Source organism: Aridibaculum aurantiacum, from assembly GCF_017355875.1.
In the GTDB taxonomy this organism is placed as follows: domain Bacteria; phylum Bacteroidota; class Bacteroidia; order Chitinophagales; family Chitinophagaceae; genus Segetibacter; species Segetibacter aurantiacus.
Genome location: NZ_JAFEWC010000001.1, coordinates 799048 through 819833 on the forward strand (window position 1 = coordinate 799048; position 20786 = coordinate 819833).

The following is a 20786-nucleotide window of genomic DNA, read 5'->3' on the forward strand; positions in this document are numbered from 1 at the left end:
TTGCCGATGAAATTTTTTAAAACAGTCTCTGCATTATTATTTGTAACAACACTTTCCATACCTGCGCTTCATGCCCAGGAGAAAGCGACAGCTACTGCTAAAACAGTGGCTATTGTTATTCCCGTAGATGCCCATGCAAGGGTTCAGTTTGGTGCAGAGAAGTTAGCAAAAGGCCTGGTAGCAGCCGGTTATAAAACAAGGACAGTTAAAGCAAATGATGTTACTGCTGTAAGTAAACCTGCTATTGTTATTGCAACAAAAGATGATGCTTTATTAAATAAAGCAACTGCTATTTATAAAGTATCTACCCAACCTCTATCCACCAAAGAAGGCTTTGCTATCAATGCTTCCAATGATGCGATCATTATTTCTGGTAATGATGCTTCAGGAGCTCTTTACGGCTCACTTGAATTGGCAGAACAAATAGCTGCTCAGAAAAAACTTCCTTCAACTGTCAATATAGTGGATGCACCTGAGATGGTGATGCGTGGTGCATGTGTAGGTTTACAAAAGCCGGTTTATTTGCCCGGCCGTCATGTGTATGAATATCCTTACACTCCTGAAACCTTTCCATGGTTTTACGACAAGGCGCTTTGGATAAAGTACCTCGACATGATGGTTGACAACCGCATGAACTCTCTTTACCTCTGGAATGGTCATCCGTTTGCTTCGCTCGTTAAGCTAAAAGATTATCCATATGCTGTAGAGGTAGATGATGAAACATTCAAGAAGAATGAAGAGATGTTTACCTTTCTTACCACTGAAGCTGATAAGCGAGGTATATGGGTAGTGCAAATGTTTTACAACATCATTGTATCAAAACCATTTGCTGAAAAGCATGGTATCAAAACACAAGATCGCAATCGTCCAATTGTTCCTCTTATTGCAGATTACACCAGGAAATCTATTGCTGCTTTTGTTGAAAAATATCCGAATGTAGGCTTGCTGGTAGCTTTGGGTGAGGCAATGGAAGGAGTAGGTCAAGATGATATTGACTGGTTTACCCAAACCATTATTCCTGGTGTAAAAGATGGTTTAAAAGCATTGGGTGATACAACGGAACCACCCATTGTACTACGTGCACACGATACCGATGCACCTGCAGTGATGAAAGAAGCTTTGCCTTTGTATAAGAACTTGTATACGATGGCCAAGTATAATGGTGAAGCGCTGACAACTTATACGCCCCGCGGTCCATGGGCAGAACTTCATCGTAAGCTAAGCAATATTGGTACTGTGCAAATTGAGAACGTGCACATCCTTGCCAACCTCGAGCCTTTCCGTTATGGCTCGCCTGATTTTATTCAGAAGAGTGTGCAGGCCATGCACAATGTTTACCAGGCCAATGGTCTTCATCTTTATCCCGAAGCTTCTTACTGGGATTGGCCTTATACAGCAGACAAAGCAGAAAAAAGATTATTGCAAATAGACCGCGATTGGATATGGAACAAGGCATGGAGCCGCTATGCATGGAAAGCCAATCGCGACCGCAGCAAAGAGATTAATTACTGGAGTAATATCATTGGAAAGGAATATGGAACCAATGCGCAAAATGGTAAACATATACTTACAGCTTATGAAGAAACAGGAGAGATAGCACCGAAGCTTTTACGTCGCTTTGGTATTACAGACGGCAACAGGCAAACACTAACCTTAGGTATGTTGATGACACAGTTGATCAATCCTTATCGCTATGGTTTGTTTACGCTATTATATAATTCTGAAGGTCCTGAAGGTGAGATGCTCACTGAGTATGCTGAGAAAGAGTGGAAGAAGCAACCGCACATTGGTGAAACACCTGTGCAGGTAATTAACGAAGTAAGAGCACATGGTGATAAAGCAGTAAAAGCAATTGAACTGGCTGCACCAAATGTAAAAGCAAATAAAGCTGAGTTTGCCAGGATCAAAAACGATATGCATATCTACAATGCACTCGCCAATAATTTCGCTTCTAAAGCGGAAGCTGCTTTACACGTGTTACGCTACAAATATTCAAATGACATAAGTGACCTGGAGAAGGCTGTGCCTCATTTGCAAAATAGTGTTGACTACTACAAGCAATTGGTTGACCTGACCAAAGACACTTACCTCTATGCTAATAGCATGCAGACACAGCAGCGTAAGATACCAGTTGGTGGCAACGATGGTAAAATGAAAGAATGGTGGGAATTGCTACCCATTTATGAACAGGAGCTAACAACCTTCAAAAGAAAAATTGATTCGCTAAAAGCACCACAAGCTGCACAAGTGGCCAATAAAAGACCAGTGTTAAAAAGTGCAGATGTAAAGCTTGATGGTACGTACGAAAACTATTTGGTCAGTACAGGAAGCAGCTTATTTGTTGACACTGCCACTTACATAAAAGACTATGCTGAAGAGTTGAAAGCTTTGAATGCGATTAAGCTGGACAGGAACAAGCAATTGGCTGAAGGAACGACATTACGATTTAGCAATACAAAGCCAGTGAAAGTACTGGTTGGTTATTTCAATGATAAAGATCGCCGGTTTTTGCAGGCGCCACAATTAGAAACGGATGCGAGTGCAAACGATTATGGACAGGCCGAAGCTAAGATCAACAATGCGTTGTTGGTCTCGGGTATGCCGCCAGTGAACATTCACACGTATTCGTTCAAACCTGGCAACAATACATTGACACTTGCTAAAGGTACCGTACTCATTCTAGGGTTTGTGGATGACAATGAACCTTTCCCGACGTATGATACAGGACTGGTGTCAGGAGGAGTAAAAAGAGAATTGGATTGGCTTTTTGAATAGGAATATTTTATTACCAGCTGAGGTGTTTCATAGCAACATCTTTATGCCTGCCTGTCGGCAGACATGTCACTCACTTCAGCGGACTATAGCTTTGATTAATTATGAACAAGTATATATTATCAGCGGCTGTTTCTTTACTGGTAGCTTTCACAAGTTGTACCAGTTCCCGGCCCATAGCACAGGTAAGCGGAGATAGTATCCTCTCCACAAACAAGCTGAAGAACTACGTCAATTACTTCAACGCGGTGGATAGCGAGTACACCTTCAACTATGTTTTGAACAAAGATGCCTATGGCTGGTTGTCTCAAAACATTCCACTGTTTGAATGTCCTGATACTACATTGGAGAAGATCTATTATTACCGCTGGTGGGCCCTGCGTAAGCATTTGAAAGAAACGCCAGATGGCTTTGTTTTCACTGAGTTCATTACTAAGGTTAACCACGCAGGAAAACATAACACAGTCAGCAGTGGTCTTGGTCACCATATCTATGAAGCAAGGTGGTTACGCGATCCAAAGTATGTAAACCAATACGTAGACTTCTGGTTACATGTTGATCCTAAAACGCCGAAGCCACACCTAAGAGCATTTAGCAGTTGGCTACAAAACGCTATCTATAACTTGTACCTTGTTCATCACAACAAGGACTTTATTCTAAAGAATATTTCTGTACTGCACGAAGACTACCAGCAATGGGAGAAAGACAAGCAGCTTCCAAACAACATGTTCTGGCAGTATGATGTACGCGATGCAATGGAAGAAAGCATCAGCGGTAGCCGCAAGGATAAGAACATGCGCCCAACCATCAACAGCTACATGTATGGAAATGCTGTAGCAATGACTAAAATGGCTGATGCATTGGGCATCGATAGTTTCAAACGTATTTACGAACCAAAGGCGCAGCTGCTAAAAAAGCTGGTGCACGATAGCTTGTGGGATAGCAATGCAAGTTTTTTTAAAGTACGTCATCCAAATGGTAAGCTGAATGATGCACGTGAAGCCATTGGTTTTATACCATGGTACTTCAACCTGCCTTACGACAGGAAGGAGTATGCCGTGCAGTGGGAGCAGATACGTGATACAACAGGCTTCGATGCACCTTGGGGATTGACAACTGCAGAGCGTCGTCATCCACTTTTCAGAACGCATGGCTCTGGTCATGGTTGTGAGTGGGATGGGCCTGTTTGGCCTTATGCCACTACGCAAACGCTGAAAGCACTATCCAACCTGCTGACTAATTACAAGAATAAAAACAGCATGACACCCGAGGTGTTCTACGATGAGCTGCATACTTATGCATGGTCACATCAAAAGAATGGTAAGCCTTACCTTGGCGAGTACCAGGATGAAAAAACAGGTTATTGGTTAAAAGGTGATAATCCACGCAGCAGTTACTACAACCATTCTTCTTTTGCTGATCTGATCATCAACGATCTCGTAGGATTGAAGCCAAGAGAAGACAATGTGGTTGAACTTTATCCTTTAGTACCTGAAGGTAAGTGGGACTGGTTTGCTCTAGATAACATTCCTTACCATGGAAGGAACCTGAGCATTGTATACGATAAGAACGGTACAAAGTATAACAAAGGCGCAGGCTTGTTCATTTATGCAGATGGTAAACAGATATATAAAGGCAACAAACTACAGCCTGTAAAAGCGAAGATGTAATTAATATTCCTGACACACCTTGAAAGATGTGGCAATTAATTTAAAAAATAGAAATGAAAATTACTGTGCTCGCTCTTTAAAATCTAAATATGGCAAATTGGACATTTAGATAATCACTTAGTTCGCCCTTTAGGTAGAGGAAAATAAGAATAAAATTTTCAATGGGCTTTAGCCCAAATAGCATTTACCAAAAAAACCTATTTAAATAAATATTTTGAACAAGAAAACATTCATGATTAGAGCTTCAAAATTACTTCTGCTATTAGTGTTGCTAACCAATGCTGCAACTGCACAACAGTATTACAATGTGCTTAAATATGGTGCAAAGAATGACAGCAGTAAGATCGCTACAAAAGCAATTGCCAATGCGATAGCTGCTGCTTCTAAAGCTGGTGGTGGTACCGTTTATTTTCCTGCAGGTAAATACCTTACCGGTGCCATACATTTGAAAAGCAACATCACCATCTTTATAGATGCAGGTGCCGAGCTTCACTTCAGCGACAACTTTGATGACTACCTACCAATGGTTGAAACTCGTTACGAAGGTGTTGATGTAACCAGCTTTTCGCCTTTGTTCTATGCTAATAGAGTAGAAAATATTTCCATCATTGGTCGTGGTAAAATTGATGGCCATGGTAAGAAATGGTGGGACTTTGTAGAAGGCTACAAGCAGGATCAGCCGCGTAGTAAGTGGCAGTATATGTTCGACAGCCTGAACAAGAATATTCTGCTCCCTGATGAACCAAAACAGATGATCCGCGGCTTTTTGCGCCCGGCCTTCATCCAGCCTTTGTATAGTAAGAATATCCTGATACAAGGTATCACCATTGTCAATTCTCCTTTCTGGACTGTAACACCTGAGTTCTGCGAAAATGTAGTGATTGATGGTGTTTCTATATTCAACCCGCATTCACCTAATACGGATGGCATCAATCCATCCAGCTGTAAGTATGTGCGGATATCTAACTGCCACATCAGCGTTGGTGACGACTGTATCACTATAAAATCAGGAAAGGATTTGCCGGGTAGAACAAAGGCAATGCCTGCTGAAAATTATACCATCACCAATTGTACAATGCTCAGTGGTCATGGTGGTGTGGTAATAGGTAGCGAGATGAGTGGTGATGTAAAGAAGATCACGATCTCTAACTGTGTGTTCGATGGTACCGATCGCGGTATTCGTATTAAATCTGCAAGAGGTCGTGGTGGAGTAGTGGAAGAAATTCGAGTAAGCAACATCATCATGAAGAACATACGCGACCAGGCTATAGTGATGGACTTGCAGTATGCTAAAACACAACCTGAACCGGTAAGTGAAAGAACACCTAAGTTCCGCAATATTCATATCAGTAATGTAACGGCCGAAACCAATGAAGCCATTTTCATTAATGGTTTGGAGGAGATGCCGGTGGAGGATATTACGTTCAACGATATCCAGTTTACAGCTAAGACAGGTGCGGTTATCAGGCAGGCAAAGAACATAGAGTTTCACAATGTTCGTATCACAACCAAAGATGGTCCTGCTGTAACTGTTGAAAATGTTAACGGGTTAATACTTGACGGCGTAAGAACATTTGCACCGATTGCTGGTAAACCTGCCATCAGTTTAACCAATGTACAGGATGTGTTTGTATACAACAACTTCCCTGTTCAAGGAACAGGTGTGTTCTTAAATGTAGCAGGTGCAAAAACAAAGAATGTGATCCTGAAAGGAAACAATTTTATATACGCTCAACAGCCATTGGTAAAGGCAGAGAGTGTTGCTGAAAATATTGTAGTGCAGTAGTCTTCAGGAACCTCGAAGGCACGAAGACGCATAGGTTAACAAAGGCTTCGTGCTACTTGGTGTACTTAGTGTCTTGGTGGTTCAAGCAGTTCCATAAAGTACTTCCAGTACAAGTGAGTGACACAACAATGTTCAATAGAATTACATAAGCTGGCCACATATTGAATAAACTGAACGATCAACAATTGATGATACAAAAAGCAACGATATCGATATTATTCACCTTATTGGTGGTTGCCGGCTACAGCCAACAGCAAGAGCTGAAGTTGTGGTACAATAAGCCGGCAGTTAAGTGGACAGATGCATTACCGATCGGCAATGGTCGACTGGGTGCTATGATTTTTGGCGGATTGGAAAAGGATAGAATACAGTTTAATGAAGAAACACTTTGGACGGGTGAGCCACGCGACTATCACCGCAAGGGAGCGCATAAATATCTACCGGTACTAAGGCAGCTGGTTGCAGAGGGAAAGCAGGATGAAGCAGAGAAGCTGGCCGAAGAGCACTTCATGGGATTGAAGAGTAACGAAGGCAAGCGCGATGAGTGGATAAAAGACATGGCTGCATTGAAAGGATTGAAAGGTAATCCTGCGTTACCAGGTTTTGATGACAGCAAATGGAAAGAGATACTCGTGCCAACATACGAAGGTTGGGAAACTGTAGGCTACGAAGGATTAGATGGTGCGCTTTGGTTTAGAACAACTTTTGAACTTCCTGGAGCATGGAAGGGTAAGAACCTGGTGCTTGACCTGAACAGGATACGTGATCAGGATTATACGTATGTAAATGGCAAGCTGGTAGGCCAAAAGTCAGGTGGCGATGCAAGACGTTATACCATACCAGCAGATGTTTTAACGACTGGCAAGAACACAATTGCAGTACAGGTGTTGAACTTCTTTGATAAAGGCGGAATAGCTGGCTATAAAGACACTTCAAGACATATTGGAATCTATCCTGCAGGTGACGAAAAGAGCAAGCTGTCGCTGGTGAAGAATTGGAAGTTCTTTGTTCAAAATGATAACCCGCCACCAGTGGCTCGTTTCCAGGCAGATTATCAACCTTTTGGTGATGTGTACTTAAACTTTGCAGGTGTTGCAAATGCTACCAATTACAAGCGCGAACTTGATCTAAACAACGCTGTTGTACGTACAAGCTATACGTTAGATGGTGTTGATTATACCCGTGAATATTTTGCCAGCCAGCCTAACCAGGTAATTGTTATTCATGTAAAGGCAAACAAAGCAGGCAAGGTAAATTTTGATGCGTTATTAAATAGCCCGCATAAATTATCATCAACAAAAAAGATCGATGATCAAACACTTGGGTTGAATGTGCAGGTTCGTAATGGAGCGCTGAAAGGTGAAAGCCAAATGCAGGTGGTTACCACCAAAGGAACTGCTCGTGTAGAAGGAGATAAAATTGTAGTACGTGATGCTGATGAAGTAACCCTTTACATAGCAGCAGGTACCAGTTTCAAAAACTATAAAAGTGTAACGGCAAATCCTTCCGCAATTGTGAAGCGTTCGTTGCAAACAATGAAAGGGAAGAACTATGAGCAAGTAAAAGCTGCGCATACAAATGAGTACCAGAAGTACTTCAATACTTTCTCCATCAACTTTGGTAAGAGCACAAAAGATAATATTCCAACAGATGTAAGGTTGCAGCAGTTTGCTTCATCTTCTGATCCGGACTTTGTTGCTTTGTACACACAATATGGAAGGTATCTGTTGATTTCAAGTTCTCGTCCGGGAACCCGTCCTGCAAACCTGCAAGGCATTTGGAACGACTTGCTGACACCGCCATGGGGCAGCAAGTACACCACCAACATTAATGCAGAAATGAACTACTGGCCGGCTGAGTTGCTGAACCTTTCACCGCTGCATGAACCTTTCTTTAAGATGGTAGAAGAGCTGGCCGAAGCAGGCAGGCAAACAGCTAAAGAGCATTATAACACCAAGGGTTGGGTACTGCATCACAACACGGATCTATGGCGTGGTACAGCACCAATCAATGCATCCAACCATGGTATTTGGGTAACAGGTGGTGCATGGGTAAGCCAGCACTTATGGGAGCATTACCTGTTCACCCAAGACAAAGAATTTTTACGCAACAAGGCTTATCCTATCATGAAGCAGTCTGCTTTGTTCTTCAACGACTTTTTGGTGAAAGATCCAAAGACAGGTTGGTTGATCAGTACACCTTCCAACTCACCGGAACATGGTGGATTGGTAGCTGGTCCAACCATGGATCACCAGATTATTCGCTCTTTATTTAAAGCTGTAGCAGAAGCTTCTGAAATTTTAAATACAGATAAAGAATTAAGAACAACATTAGCGCAAAAGGCACAGCAGTTGGCCCCTAATCAAATTGGTAAACATGGCCAGTTGCAGGAGTGGTTGCAGGATGTGGATGATCCAAACAACAAGCACCGTCACGTATCACATTTGTGGGCAGTGTATCCTGGCAACGAGATCAATTTTGATGCAAACGAAAAGATGATGAAGGCTGCACGCCAGTCGCTCCTATATCGTGGTGATGCTGCCACCGGATGGAGCCTTGGCTGGAAGATCAATCTTTGGGCTCGCTTTAAAGATGGCGACCATGCATACAAGCTTATCCAGATGTTGCTTAGTCCTGCCGACCGCGGTGGCGCCGGCTCTTACACCAATCTTTTCGATGCACACCCGCCGTTCCAGATCGATGGCAATTTTGGTGGTGCTGCCGGTGTAGGTGAATTACTGGTGCAAAGTCACACCCAGTATATTGATTTGTTACCTGCACTGCCTTCAGCCTTAAAAACCGGCGAAGTAAAAGGCATCCGTGCAAGAGGCGGCTTCGAACTCAACCTTACATGGAGCAACGGTAAACTGCAGCACGCTGAACTGTTATCTAATGCAGGTAACGATGCCGTGTTGCGTTATGCAGGCAAAACAGTAACATTCAAAACAGAGAAAGGAAAAACATATAAACTAAACAGTAGCCTGGAGGTGTTGTAATGAGCGTAAGTAAGAACAAATATTATGGTACCAGCAGTAGTAATACGATGAAGCAGTCGTTGCTGCCTGCCCCGTCACTCTTGCGGGGTCGCACACTTGTGCAGCAACAAGTTTATTCAGCCATGTTGGTAATAATTCAAAAGACCTCTGTATTCAAAGTCTTTGCGCTCCTTTGCGCCTTCGTGTCTTTGTGGCTATCCGGGCAAACACAACGAATAGAAGTTTCTTTAAATAAAGGTTGGCATTCTGTTGCTCACGATGACAACAAGCAAGCCTATGATGGTTTTGAGCAAACATCTTATAAAACAAAAGACTGGAAACAGGTAGATGTACCACACAACTGGGACGATTATCATGGTTACAGGAGAATGCGTCATGGCAACAGGCATGGCTATGCATGGTATAGAAAGAACTTCAAGGTAACACCACAACCTGCAGGTAAAAGATACTTCCTGTTTTTTGAAGGAGTAGGTTCTTATGCAACTGTATGGCTCAATGGAAAGCAAGTAGGCTATCACCCTGGTGGAAGAACAACATTTACACTAGATGTTACAGATGCTATCAAGCTCAATAACCAACCTAATCTTTTAGCTGTTCGTGCCGATCATCCTGCCAACATCAAAGACCTTCCATGGGTATGTGGTGGCTGCAGCGATGAGAGAGGTTTCTCTGAAGGTTCTCAGCCTATGGGTATTTTTCGTCCTGTACACCTGGTCATTACCAATCCCATACGTATTGAACCATTTGGTGTGCATGTCTGGAACGATCATACAATTTCAGAAAAGGCTGCACAATTACACTACAATACTGAATTAAAGAACTATAGCAACAAGCCTAAAACTATCACTATCATCAACAGGTTGGTTGATAAGAAAGGTACAATTGTAGTAACTGCTCAAAGTAAACAAACCATTGCTGCAGGCAGTGTAGCTACTGTTAAGCAAACACCTGCAATCATCAATCACCCGCATCTCTGGTCATTGGAAGATCCTTATCTATATTCACTAACAACTGAAGTAGTAGACAACGGGAAGGTAGTGGACAAGCTAACAACGCCATACGGCATCCGCTGGATAGACTGGCAGCATGAGAAAGGCAAGAGCAATCAATTCTTATTGAATGGTAAGCCTGTTTTCATTAATGGTACTGCAGAGTATGAACACTTATTAGGCAACAGCCATGCATTTACAGCAGAGCAGATTGCTTCAAGGGTTCAATTAATGAAAGCTGCTGGTTTCAATGCTTTCAGAGATGCACACCATCCACATAACCTGCGATATCAAAACTATTGGGATGCGCAAGGCTGGCTATGGTGGACACAGATGGGCGCTCATGTCTGGTATGATAATCCAGACTTCAGGAAGAACTTTAAACAACTATTGACAGAGTGGGTAAAGGAACGTCGCAATAGTCCATCTAACGTAATGTGGGGACTGCAAAATGAAAGCAAGCTGCCAACAGATTTTGCAAGAGAATGTACAGAATTGATACGCCAGTTAGATCCAACTGCTTCAGAACAAAGACTGGTCACCACCTGTAATGGCGGCACCGGTACTGATTGGGACGTACCTCAAAACTGGACAGGTACTTATGGCGGTAATCCTGCTACTTATAATGAGGATGTAAAGCGCCAGGTACTGATTGGAGAGTATGGTGCATGGCGCACGCTCGATCTTCATACAGAAGGACAGTTTCAGCAGAATGGTGTATACAGTGAAGACCGTATGACACAGCTGATGGAGATGAAAGTCCGATTGGCTGAATCAGTAAAAGACAGTGCTGCCGGTCATTACCATTGGATATTTACTTCACATGATAATCCCGGTCGTGTACAGGGTGGTGAAGGTTTCCGTGAACTGGATAGAATTGGCCCGGTTAATTATAAAGGTTTGCTTACGCCATGGGAAGAGCCGTTAGATGTATACTATATGTACCGCTCCAACTATGCACCTAAGGATAAAGAACCGATGGTATACATTGCTTCGCACACCTGGCCTAACAGGTGGACAACAACGGGTAAGAAAGACGGTATTGTTGTGTACTCCAATTGTGATGAAGTAGAGTTGTTCAATGATGTTCGTTCAAAGTCGTTAGGCAAGAGAAAAAAGAATGGTGTAGGAACACATTTTACCTGGGATGGTGTTGATATCAACTACAATGTATTGTATGCTGTAGGTTATGTAAATGGCAAGGAAGTAGCTGCCGATTATATTGTTTTAAACCATCTTCCACAGTCGCCAAACTTTAATGCTTTTTATAAAGATGCCCGACCAGTAACAAAGCCTGCTAATGGCTACAATTATGTTTATCGTGTTAATGCCGGTGGCCCTGGTTATAAAGATGAGCACGGAAACACTTGGTTAGCTGATCGTGCTTTAGAACCTCAAGCATCCAACACACAACCAACTACATGGGGCTCCACTTCATGGACTGATCAATATGCAGGTTATCCACCATTCTTTGGTAGCCAGCGCAGAACACATGATCCAATAAAAGGAACCAGAGATTGGAACTTATTCCAAACTTTCAGGTATGGCAGAGACAAGCTGAATTATCATTTTCCTGTGAAAGATGGGGAGTATTTAGTTGAGCTATATTTTATAGAACCATGGCTGGGTACAGGTGGTGGATTGAATGCAGCAGGAAGCAGACTGTTTGATGTTGCATTCAATGACAAAACAATTCTAAAAGATGTAGATCTATGGAAAGAAGCAGGTCATGATGCGGCAATAAAAAAAACAGTAAAGGCAACAGTGAAAGGTGGAATGCTCACGATCTCATTTCCTCGTGTAGCTGCGGGACAAGCAGTTATTTCAGCAATTGCCATTGCCTCATTGGATAAGAATGTGAAGGCGGCTCCTTCACCTCAGGAATTGTTTACTGTAGGTAAAACAACAAGTGCTTCTCAGCCTGTCATAATGGATTGGTTGGACGAAGGTCAACAGGTGTATGCCAATAGTGAAGAAAGATTTACTGCATTACCACCAGATGTTTTTGGAGCACAATGGATCAAAACAGGTAAAGGACAAGCTGTGCCATCAGAAATACGATTAGAAAGTGATGCAGATGTTTATATTGGAATTCCTGCTAATAGTACGGATACATCATGGCTGAAGAATTTTGAACAAACAAAAACGGAAATCAAAACCACCGCGAACGCTTACACGGTTTTCAAAAAACGAATAGCAAACAATGCGGTTGTAGTTCCTGCTAAAGGAGCCGATTATCTTTTCATGGCTGTTCCTGCATCGGCTATAGAGCCTGCGTATGATCTGAAGCCTGTGACCAGCTATAAAGCTTTCAATGCAACCTTGCTTGGTCCTTCACTCAAAAAAGGACAGGTAGATGGAAAGGATCGTGCAATCTTTGAAAAGGCATCACCTGCTAATGTGATCGAATGGAATATTAGTACCGGTGTGGCCGATACATACTCATTCACTATCTCCTACAACAACCCTACGAATGAAGTGATGAAAGGACATCTGCAATTCTTGCAGGCAGATGGGACAGTGATGAGAGAAGAAGGCGTAGAGTTCACACCAACAAGACCAACTAAAAATAACTATATCAACAGTGGTACCGGCAGCCAGGTCAATGCAGGGCATTATAAAGTGCGCTTGACTGCACCAACTGCAGTTGGACTAAGTGTAAATGCATTAGATGTGCAGTAGAATAGAAGCATTCAAACACATAGAGATATAGGTTGATAAGGAACATTAGGATAAAATAAATGAAAACTAGGTGTTAGTAAAGAATATAAACACATAGAGACATAGATTGATAGAGAACATAGGATAGAACAATTGAAAGCCTATGTGTATTATGTTCCTATGAACCCTATGTGTTAGAAAAAGATATAACACATAGAGACATAGGGGAACATAAAAAAAATAATTGAAAAGTATGTGTTCTATATACCTATGAACCTATGTGTTGGAAAATAACTTAACAGACATATATAACGATAATGAAAACATTAGTATGTACCCGTCCGGGTCAATTTGATTACGAAGAAGGTGTGAGGCCTGAACTACAAAAAGGTCATGCTATCATCAAAATAAAACGAGTGGGTATCTGTGGTACCGACCTTCATGCATACGAAGGCACACAACCTTTTTTTGAATATCCACGCATATTGGGTCATGAGTTGGCTGGTGAACTGGTAGAGTTTGATGATGCACCAGGGTTTGAGGTAGGCGAAAGGGTTTCTTTCATCCCTTACTTCAATTGCGGTGAATGTATTGCATGCCGCTCAGGTCTTCCTAACTGTTGTGCAAATATCAAGGTATGTGGCGTGCATATGCACGGTGGCTTTGTGGAATATCTTTCAGTTCCATCTTATTCTTTGCTACATGGCGAAGGACTGAGTTATGATGAACTGGCCCTTGTAGAACCACTGGCAATTGGTGCGCATGGTGTACGTCGAGCTGGTGTACGTGAAGGTGAATTTGTGTTGGTAGTAGGCGCCGGTCCTATTGGTTTGGGTATTGCAGAGTTTGCACGCATAGCAGGAGGGAAAGTAATTGTAATGGACATCAACGATCAGCGCCTTGCTTTTTGTAAAGAGAAGTTGCAGGTACCGCATACCATCAATCCATTGCAGGGAGATGCAATGCAGCAACTGAAGGATATAACAAACGGAGATATGCCAACGGTTGTGATTGATGCAACAGGAAATTTGAAAGCTATCAATAACGGATTTCAATATATGGCGCACGGCGCACGGTATGTGATGGTGGGCCTGCAAAAGAACGAGATCACTATCTCTCATCCTGAATTTCATAAAAGAGAAGCAACGCTGATGAGTAGCCGCAATGCTACAAGAGAAGACTTTGAACATGTAATTGCTTCGATGAAGCAAGGATTGGTTAATCCGACAAACTATATCACCCATCGTGTTCCTTTCAGCCAGGTAAAAGCAGATTTTGCAAGCTGGTTAAAACCAGAGACCGGTGTTATCAAAGCAATGGTCGAGTTATCTTAACGTTTTTCATCAACTTAATCCGCCTTTATCAACTAGTATTGTTATCATGAATACCAGGTTACAATTCTCACTCTTATTCATTCTTGTTTTAGCATGTACTGCCAGTGCACAAACTTCATCAAGAAACATCCTCTTCGATAAAGACTGGCGCTTCTATTTAGGTAATGATACTGCTGCACGACTAAGTAGTTTCAATGATGCCGGGTGGAGAAAGCTTGACCTGCCTCACGATTGGAGCATTGAAGATATACCAGGGACAAACTCACCTTTTAGTGCAGATGCTATTAGCGGCGTGAGTGGTGGTTTTACTGTGGGCGGTACCGGTTGGTATAGAAAGTCTTTCACCATTCCTGCAGCACAAAAAGGCAAGAGGGTAGTGGTGCAATTTGATGGTGTTTATATGAATGCTGACTTCTGGATCAATGGTCATCACCTAGGTAATCATCCTTACGGTTACACTTCATTTGCCTATGATCTTACCGATCATATCGATCCAAATGGTACGAATGTAATTGCAGTGCAGGTTAAGAATGAGGGCAGGAACAGCCGCTGGTATTCCGGCTCTGGTATCTATCGTCATGTGTGGTTGAACTATCTACAACCTGTGCATGTAGCGCAATGGGGCACATTTGTAACTACACCCAAGGTTACCAAAGCAGGTGCAACAGTCAATGTAAAAACCAAAGTGCAGAATGAAACTGCGAAGCCTGCATCCATAAAATTGGTGACCATTGTTAAAGATGGCAAGGGTGTAGAGAAGGCGCGGAAAACTTCCCAACAAACCATAGCTGCCAATAATGTTTTTGAACTAAGCCAGGATATAAATGTGACTGCTCCAAAGCTTTGGTCGCTGGAAGCTCCTGCTTTATATACAGCCGTTACTGAGGTTTATAATAACAATCAACTGGCGGATGTTGTCACAACACCTTTCGGTATTCGCACCATAAGCTTTGATGCTGTAAATGGTTTCCAGTTGAATGGGAAGACTGTAAAACTGAAAGGCGGATGCGTACATCATGATAATGGTGCGCTGGGAGCAAAGGCTTACGACAGGGCAGAAGAACGTAAGGTTGAACTGCTAAAAGCAAGTGGATATAACGCTATACGTACTTCACACAATCCTCCTTCGCCTTATTTTTTAGAAGTGTGCGATCGCCTTGGAATGTTGGTTATAGACGAAGCATTTGATACATGGAATGAAAGAAAGAACAGGCAGGACTACCACCTGTATTTTGAAGATTGGTGGCAACGGGATCTGCAGAGTATGATCTACAGAGATCGCAACCATCCATCAATTATAATGTGGAGTACAGGCAATGAAATACCTAACCGCGGTAAGCCTGAAGTGGCAGCTGTTGCCAAGAAGCTTTCTGATTATGTAAAAACATTAGATACCACCAGGCCAGTAACTGCAGGCGTAAATGGTATCGATCAAAATCCTGAGGCTTTCCTAGCAGCGCTTGATGTGGCTGGTTATAATTATGCTGAGGCCAGTTATGAAGGTGATCATGAAAAGTTTCCAAATCGCGTGATGTACGGAGCTGAAAGTTTTGCGCTTGACGCATATGATTATTGGATGGATGTGGTAGACATGCCTTGGGTTATTGGCGATTTTGTCTGGACCTCTTTTGATTATATAGGTGAAGCAAGCATTGGATGGTTGGGTTACCCGCAAAACAAAAATTTCTTTCCCTGGAACCTTGCTTACTGTGGCGATATAGATGTTTGTGGATGGAAACGTCCGCAGTCGCATTACCGTGATGCTTTGTGGATGAAGGATAAGGTTTCTGTATTTGTGAAACCACCTAAACCAACCTTTGCAGAATGGAATGAAAAACTGGAGACATGGGCACGCTGGCACTGGCATGATGTAGTTGCTAACTGGACCTTCCCAGGTTACGAAGACTCTACGCTTGATGTGTCTGTCTTTTCTTCTGCTGATGAAGTCGAGTTGTTTTTAAATAACAAGTCACTTGGAAGAAAGCCAACCAACCGCTCCAATAAATACACGGCTAATTTCAATGTTCCTTATGCTAAAGGAGAATTGAAAGCAGTGGGATATACCAATAATAAGCAGGTTACTTCGTCGGTATTGAGAACAGCAGGCAACGCTGCAAAATTGAAGCTTACTGCAGATCGTACGGTTATTAATAAAGCAGATGACCTAAGTTATATAACCGTAGAAGTAGTGGATGCAAATGGTGTACGCTTACCCAATGCTGAAGAGCTGGTTAAGTTCACCGTTGATGGCCCGGCAACCATTGTAGGTGTTGCCAATGCAAATCCAAAAAGTCTTGAAAGCCTTACAAAGCCTCAACGTACTACCTGGCAGGGAAGATGCCAGGTGATCATTAAATCTAATGGTAAGGCAGGAACAATCAACCTGAAAGCAACCGCTGCTGGATTGCCGGTAGCAACTGTTGCCATCACAGCTAAATAATTTATCGCGTGAAGAATATTGTAAGATTAACGACAGCCATTGGTATTAGTTGCATCACCATGCTTGCACAAGCACAAAAGCAAGTGCCGCAAAATGTAATGCAACAGGTGTATGAAGAGATAAAGACACCTCATAAATACGGAATGGTACTAGTGCCAGAAGATGATTCAAAAAAATTAGATTGTCCTTCTGTCTTTAGAAAAGATGGTAAGTGGTACATGACGTATATCACGTTTGATGGCCGCGGTTATGAAACCTACCTCGCCAAAAGCGACGACTTGTTGAACTGGACAAAGTTGGGTAAGCTGATGTCATTTGATAATGATACTACCAAGTGGGATGCAAGTCAGCGTGCCGGGTATATCGCCTTGCAAGATCATAAGTGGGGCGGTAGCTACAAGTGGCAGAAGTATGACAGGAAACATTGGATGAGCTACTTTGGCGGTAATGCCAGCGGATACGAAGCGGGATTACTTTCATTGGGAATGGCTTACACAAAAAAAGATCCTACAAAACCGCATGAGTGGAATAGACTGCCAGCGCCTATACTAACTTCAAATGATAAGGACGTTCGCTGGTGGGAAAACAAGAAGCAATTTAAAAGCACCATCATTCGCGATAAGAACAAAACGACTGGTTACCCATTCGTGATGTATTATAATGCCAATGGAGATACTGCGGCTAACAATCTAAAGACAAGATGGTACGAACGCATTGGTATGGCTGTATCGAACGATATGGTCAACTGGAAGCGTTTTAATGCTGAACCGGTTGTTCACCATAAAATGGGTATTACAGGTGATCCTTATATCCAGAAGATAAATGATGTTTGGGTGATGTTTTATTTTGGTGCTTTTTGGGAAGGCCGTAAAGATGCATTCAACCGCTTTGCATGTTCATACGATTTAGTGAACTGGACTGATTGGAATGGTGCTGATCTCATCAATTCAACAGAAGAGTATGATAGCAAGTTTGCACACAAATCTTACGTGGTGAAACATAATGGTGTTGTATATCATTTTTACAATGCAGTGAACAAAAAAGATCAGCGTGGTATTGCTGTAGCAACTTCAAAAGATCTTGGTAAAAGTGAACTACAGTTCAATTCAAAACAATAGATGAAGTATCTCATTCAGTTCTGCTCGTTACTGCTGTTTACTGTTGCTGCTTTCGCTCAGCCTTCAGGCAAGCACGATCTACATTTTACTTCTTTGGCTAAGTCATGGGATGAAGGCATTCCATTAGGTAATGGAATGGTAGGTGCTATTATATGGCAAAAGGACGGACGTCTTCGCTTTGCCTTAGATCGTTCTGATCTTTGGGATGAACGACCGATGAAAGGTTTACACCGCCCGGAGTTTAGCTATGCATGGGTGCATGAGCAGGTAAAGAAGAATGACTATGCTGTTGTTCAAAAATATTTTGATGCACCCTACGACCGTGAAGCCGCGCCTTCAAAGATATCGGGAGGTGCTTTGGAATTTGAAAGTAAGGACTGGGGCGAAGCTGAAAGAGTACACTTGTCACTTACGAATGCAGTGGCCGAAGTAAAGTGGAAGAACGGAGTAGTGATGAAAACTTTTGTTCACGCTACGGAGCCTGTTGGCTGGTTCAGATTTGAAAATGTTACAGCTTCATTTGTTCCTGAGATAAAAACGCCTGGTTATAAAAACACCAAAGGATTGCCTTTGGATTCTCTAAAGAGCAACGACCCGGCGAAGCTTGGTTACGCCGAAGGAACGATAACCAAAGGCAACAACTCCATCACTTATATTCAGCTGGGATGGAATGGATTTGAATACCAAATTGTAGTTGAATGGAAGCAGCTAGATGCTACCACTGTTGAAGGTGTATGGAGTGTGTCCTCCAATTATTACAAGCAGAATAAACCTGCTTCCAAGTATGTACAACAAGCTTTTAAAAGAACGTATAATAAGGACCTAACCACTCATGCAAACTGGTGGAAGGATTTCTGGAGTAAGTCCTCTATCAGTATTCCTGATGAAAACCTGGAGACGCAGTATTACCGCGAGCAATACAAGTTTGGAGCTACTGCCAGGAAAAATGCTCCTCCTATTTTGTTGCAAGGTGTATGGACCGCAGATAATGGTCGCCTGCCACCGTGGAAAGGAGATTACCACCACGATCTGAATACAGAGATGAGTTACTGGCCAGCCTATAGCGGCAATCATTTAGATGAGGCCATGTCATTCATCAATCATTTAGAAGACAACAAGGATAATTACAAGCGTTATACGAAGCTATACTTTGGTAACGATGGTATCAATGTACCGGGTGTAAGCACATTGAATGGAACAGAAATGGGCGGATGGATACAATATGCTTTATCGCCTACAGTTTCGGGTTGGCTGGCTCATCACTACTACCTGCAGTGGAAGTATAGCAACGATAAAAAGTTTCTGAAGGACAAGGCATACCCATGGTTTAGAGAAGTAGCTAAATACTTTGAAGGAATAACAGAGAAGAAGACAGACGGCTTTCGCGAACTGCCAATAAGCTCCAGCCCGGAGATCAATAACAATGCGATCAATGCATGGTTTACCAAAACAACTAACTACGACCTCTTCCTGATAAAGTTTGTATTTGCATCAGCGGCTGAAATGGCTACAGAGCTAAAGCAACCTTCTGAGGCTGACAGGTACCGTAAGATATTGTCGGAATTTAGAAATTATGAGCTGAATGCAAATAACGAGTTGATGTATGCGCCTGCATACGATTACAACGAATCGCATCGGCACTTTAGCCATGCTATGGCTATACACCCGCTGGGTTTGATAAAGTGGGAAGATGGAGAGAAATCGAGGACGATCATCAAAAACACCATAGCTAAGTTAGATAAGCTGGGTGGTGAGAACTGGAACGGCTACTCTTATTCATGGATGGCAAATATGAAAGCACGGGCAAAAGATGGCGAAGGTGCTGTAAAGGCTTTAGAGATTTTTGCAAAGGCTTTTACCTCTGTCAACAGCTTTCATGTTAATGGCGACCAGACAAAATCAGGATATAGCAAGCGTACCTACCGCCCCTTTACTCTTGAAGGCAACTTCGCCTTTGCATCAGGACTGCAGGATATGCTGCTGCAGAGCTATGCTGGCTTCATCGAAGTTTTTCCTGCTATTCCTTCATCATGGAAAAACACTTCCTTCACTACGCTTCGTGCTGAGGGTGCTTACCTGGTAAGTGCTACCATGAAAGATGGTAAGGTGAAGGAGGTGAAAATATATTCAGAGAAAGGAGGAACAACCAGGCTTAAGCTACCTGCTAGCAACTATACTGTTGCTTCATCCAAAAGGGTTTATGTTTCAAAAATGCCGGGTGATTTTGTAGAGCTATGTTTCAAAAAAGATGGTGTAGTTGTTCTTAGCTTCTAGCGTTACAGGTGTAGCTGAAGAAGAGTGATATTGACCGCAACTACACATTTTAAGTGATGCAGATCCCATTACAGTATTGGCCTCTCTTCACTTGGCTGAACAACGCTTTGCCGACGAAGTGATTGCGACGCAACGATGCTGCTACAACTACTAAAGCTGGTATCATTCAACTACTCATTTTGCTTAAAATACCTGCCTGCTCTTTAGTAAGATTATCCATTAAGTTTTTTAAATAGTCCATTGCAAATGGAGTGTTTTAGCTCGAATTTTATCTTTCTATAGATTGCAGGAAACAGCCATATGATACAGCAAAAATTTTTTGAAGAATTTGGACTCGGTGACGTACGCGAGACCATCGGAAGAACTATAACCGAGACTGATATCGTTATTCACGCTGGTCAAACAGGTGACTTTTTCCCACATCATATGGACGAAGAATGGTGCAAGACACAACCTTTTAAAAAGAGGATTGCCCATGGTACACTCATCTTTAGCATAGCAATAGGTAAGACTGCAGACATCATTAATGATGTAGCTATGACCTATGGCTATGAACGTCTTCGTTTTATCAAACCCGTATTCATTGGTGACACCATCACAGTGAAGGTGACCATCAAAGACAAAAAGGATCACAAGAAGCCCGGCTATGGCCTCATTACCGAACTGGTGGAGACCTTTAACCAGGATGGCGATTTGGTGATGCTGTGCGAGCACATCCTGCTTAGTCAAAAAAAGAATCCATAAAA

10 protein-coding genes are annotated in these 20786 nt (G+C 42.5%); all 10 read left to right on the plus strand.

Annotated elements, in window-relative coordinates:
• The first annotated feature begins 6 nt into the window (after positions 1–6).
• The 10 genes from J4N22_RS03465 to J4N22_RS03510 all read left to right on the plus strand — a co-directional run bounded on the left by J4N22_RS03465 (position 7) and on the right by J4N22_RS03510 (position 20784).
• Positions 7–2775: an alpha-d-galacturonidase gene (locus J4N22_RS03465; RefSeq protein WP_207492315.1), complete on the plus strand. Its 2769-nt coding sequence runs from the start codon at positions 7–9 to the stop codon at positions 2773–2775.
• 101 nt (positions 2776–2876) lie between these two features.
• Entirely contained in the window at positions 2877–4442 is a 1566-nt protein-coding gene (locus tag J4N22_RS03470) for an MGH1-like glycoside hydrolase domain-containing protein (RefSeq protein WP_207492316.1), read from the plus strand.
• A gap of 232 nt (positions 4443–4674) precedes the next feature.
• Positions 4675–6228 carry a glycoside hydrolase family 28 protein gene (locus J4N22_RS03475; protein WP_207492317.1) on the plus strand — a complete coding sequence of 518 codons (1554 nt, stop codon included), beginning with the start codon at positions 4675–4677 and terminating at the stop codon, positions 6226–6228.
• 161 nt (positions 6229–6389) lie between these two features.
• Positions 6390–9224, plus strand: coding sequence for a glycoside hydrolase family 95 protein (locus J4N22_RS03480; RefSeq protein WP_242692039.1), 2835 nt, complete (start codon positions 6390–6392; stop codon positions 9222–9224).
• Positions 9224–12895 (plus strand): malectin domain-containing carbohydrate-binding protein, encoded by a 3672-nt coding sequence (locus J4N22_RS03485; RefSeq protein ID WP_242692040.1) that lies wholly within the window; start codon positions 9224–9226, stop codon positions 12893–12895. Before J4N22_RS03480 ends, J4N22_RS03485 begins: the two co-directional genes overlap by 1 nt.
• A gap of 296 nt (positions 12896–13191) precedes the next feature.
• Positions 13192–14208 (plus strand): zinc-binding alcohol dehydrogenase family protein, encoded by a 1017-nt coding sequence (locus J4N22_RS03490; protein WP_207492318.1) that lies wholly within the window; start codon positions 13192–13194, stop codon positions 14206–14208.
• 46 nt (positions 14209–14254) lie between these two features.
• The gene (locus tag J4N22_RS03495; RefSeq protein ID WP_207492319.1) at positions 14255–16648 is read left to right on the plus strand and encodes a glycoside hydrolase family 2 TIM barrel-domain containing protein; all 2394 of its coding nucleotides are present in this window, start codon (positions 14255–14257) and stop codon (positions 16646–16648) included.
• An 8-nt stretch (positions 16649–16656) separates the two neighbouring features.
• Positions 16657–17766: a glycosylase gene (locus tag J4N22_RS03500; RefSeq protein WP_342450919.1), complete on the plus strand. Its 1110-nt coding sequence runs from the start codon at positions 16657–16659 to the stop codon at positions 17764–17766.
• On the plus strand, positions 17767–20040 hold the full coding sequence (locus J4N22_RS03505) for a glycosyl hydrolase family 95 catalytic domain-containing protein (RefSeq protein WP_207492320.1): 2274 nt from the start codon (positions 17767–17769) through the stop codon (positions 20038–20040).
• Positions 20041–20340: 300 nt separating this feature from the next.
• Complete coding sequence (locus tag J4N22_RS03510; protein WP_207492321.1) at positions 20341–20784, plus strand: MaoC family dehydratase; 444 nt, start codon at positions 20341–20343, stop codon at positions 20782–20784.
• Positions 20785–20786 lie beyond the last annotated feature (2 nt).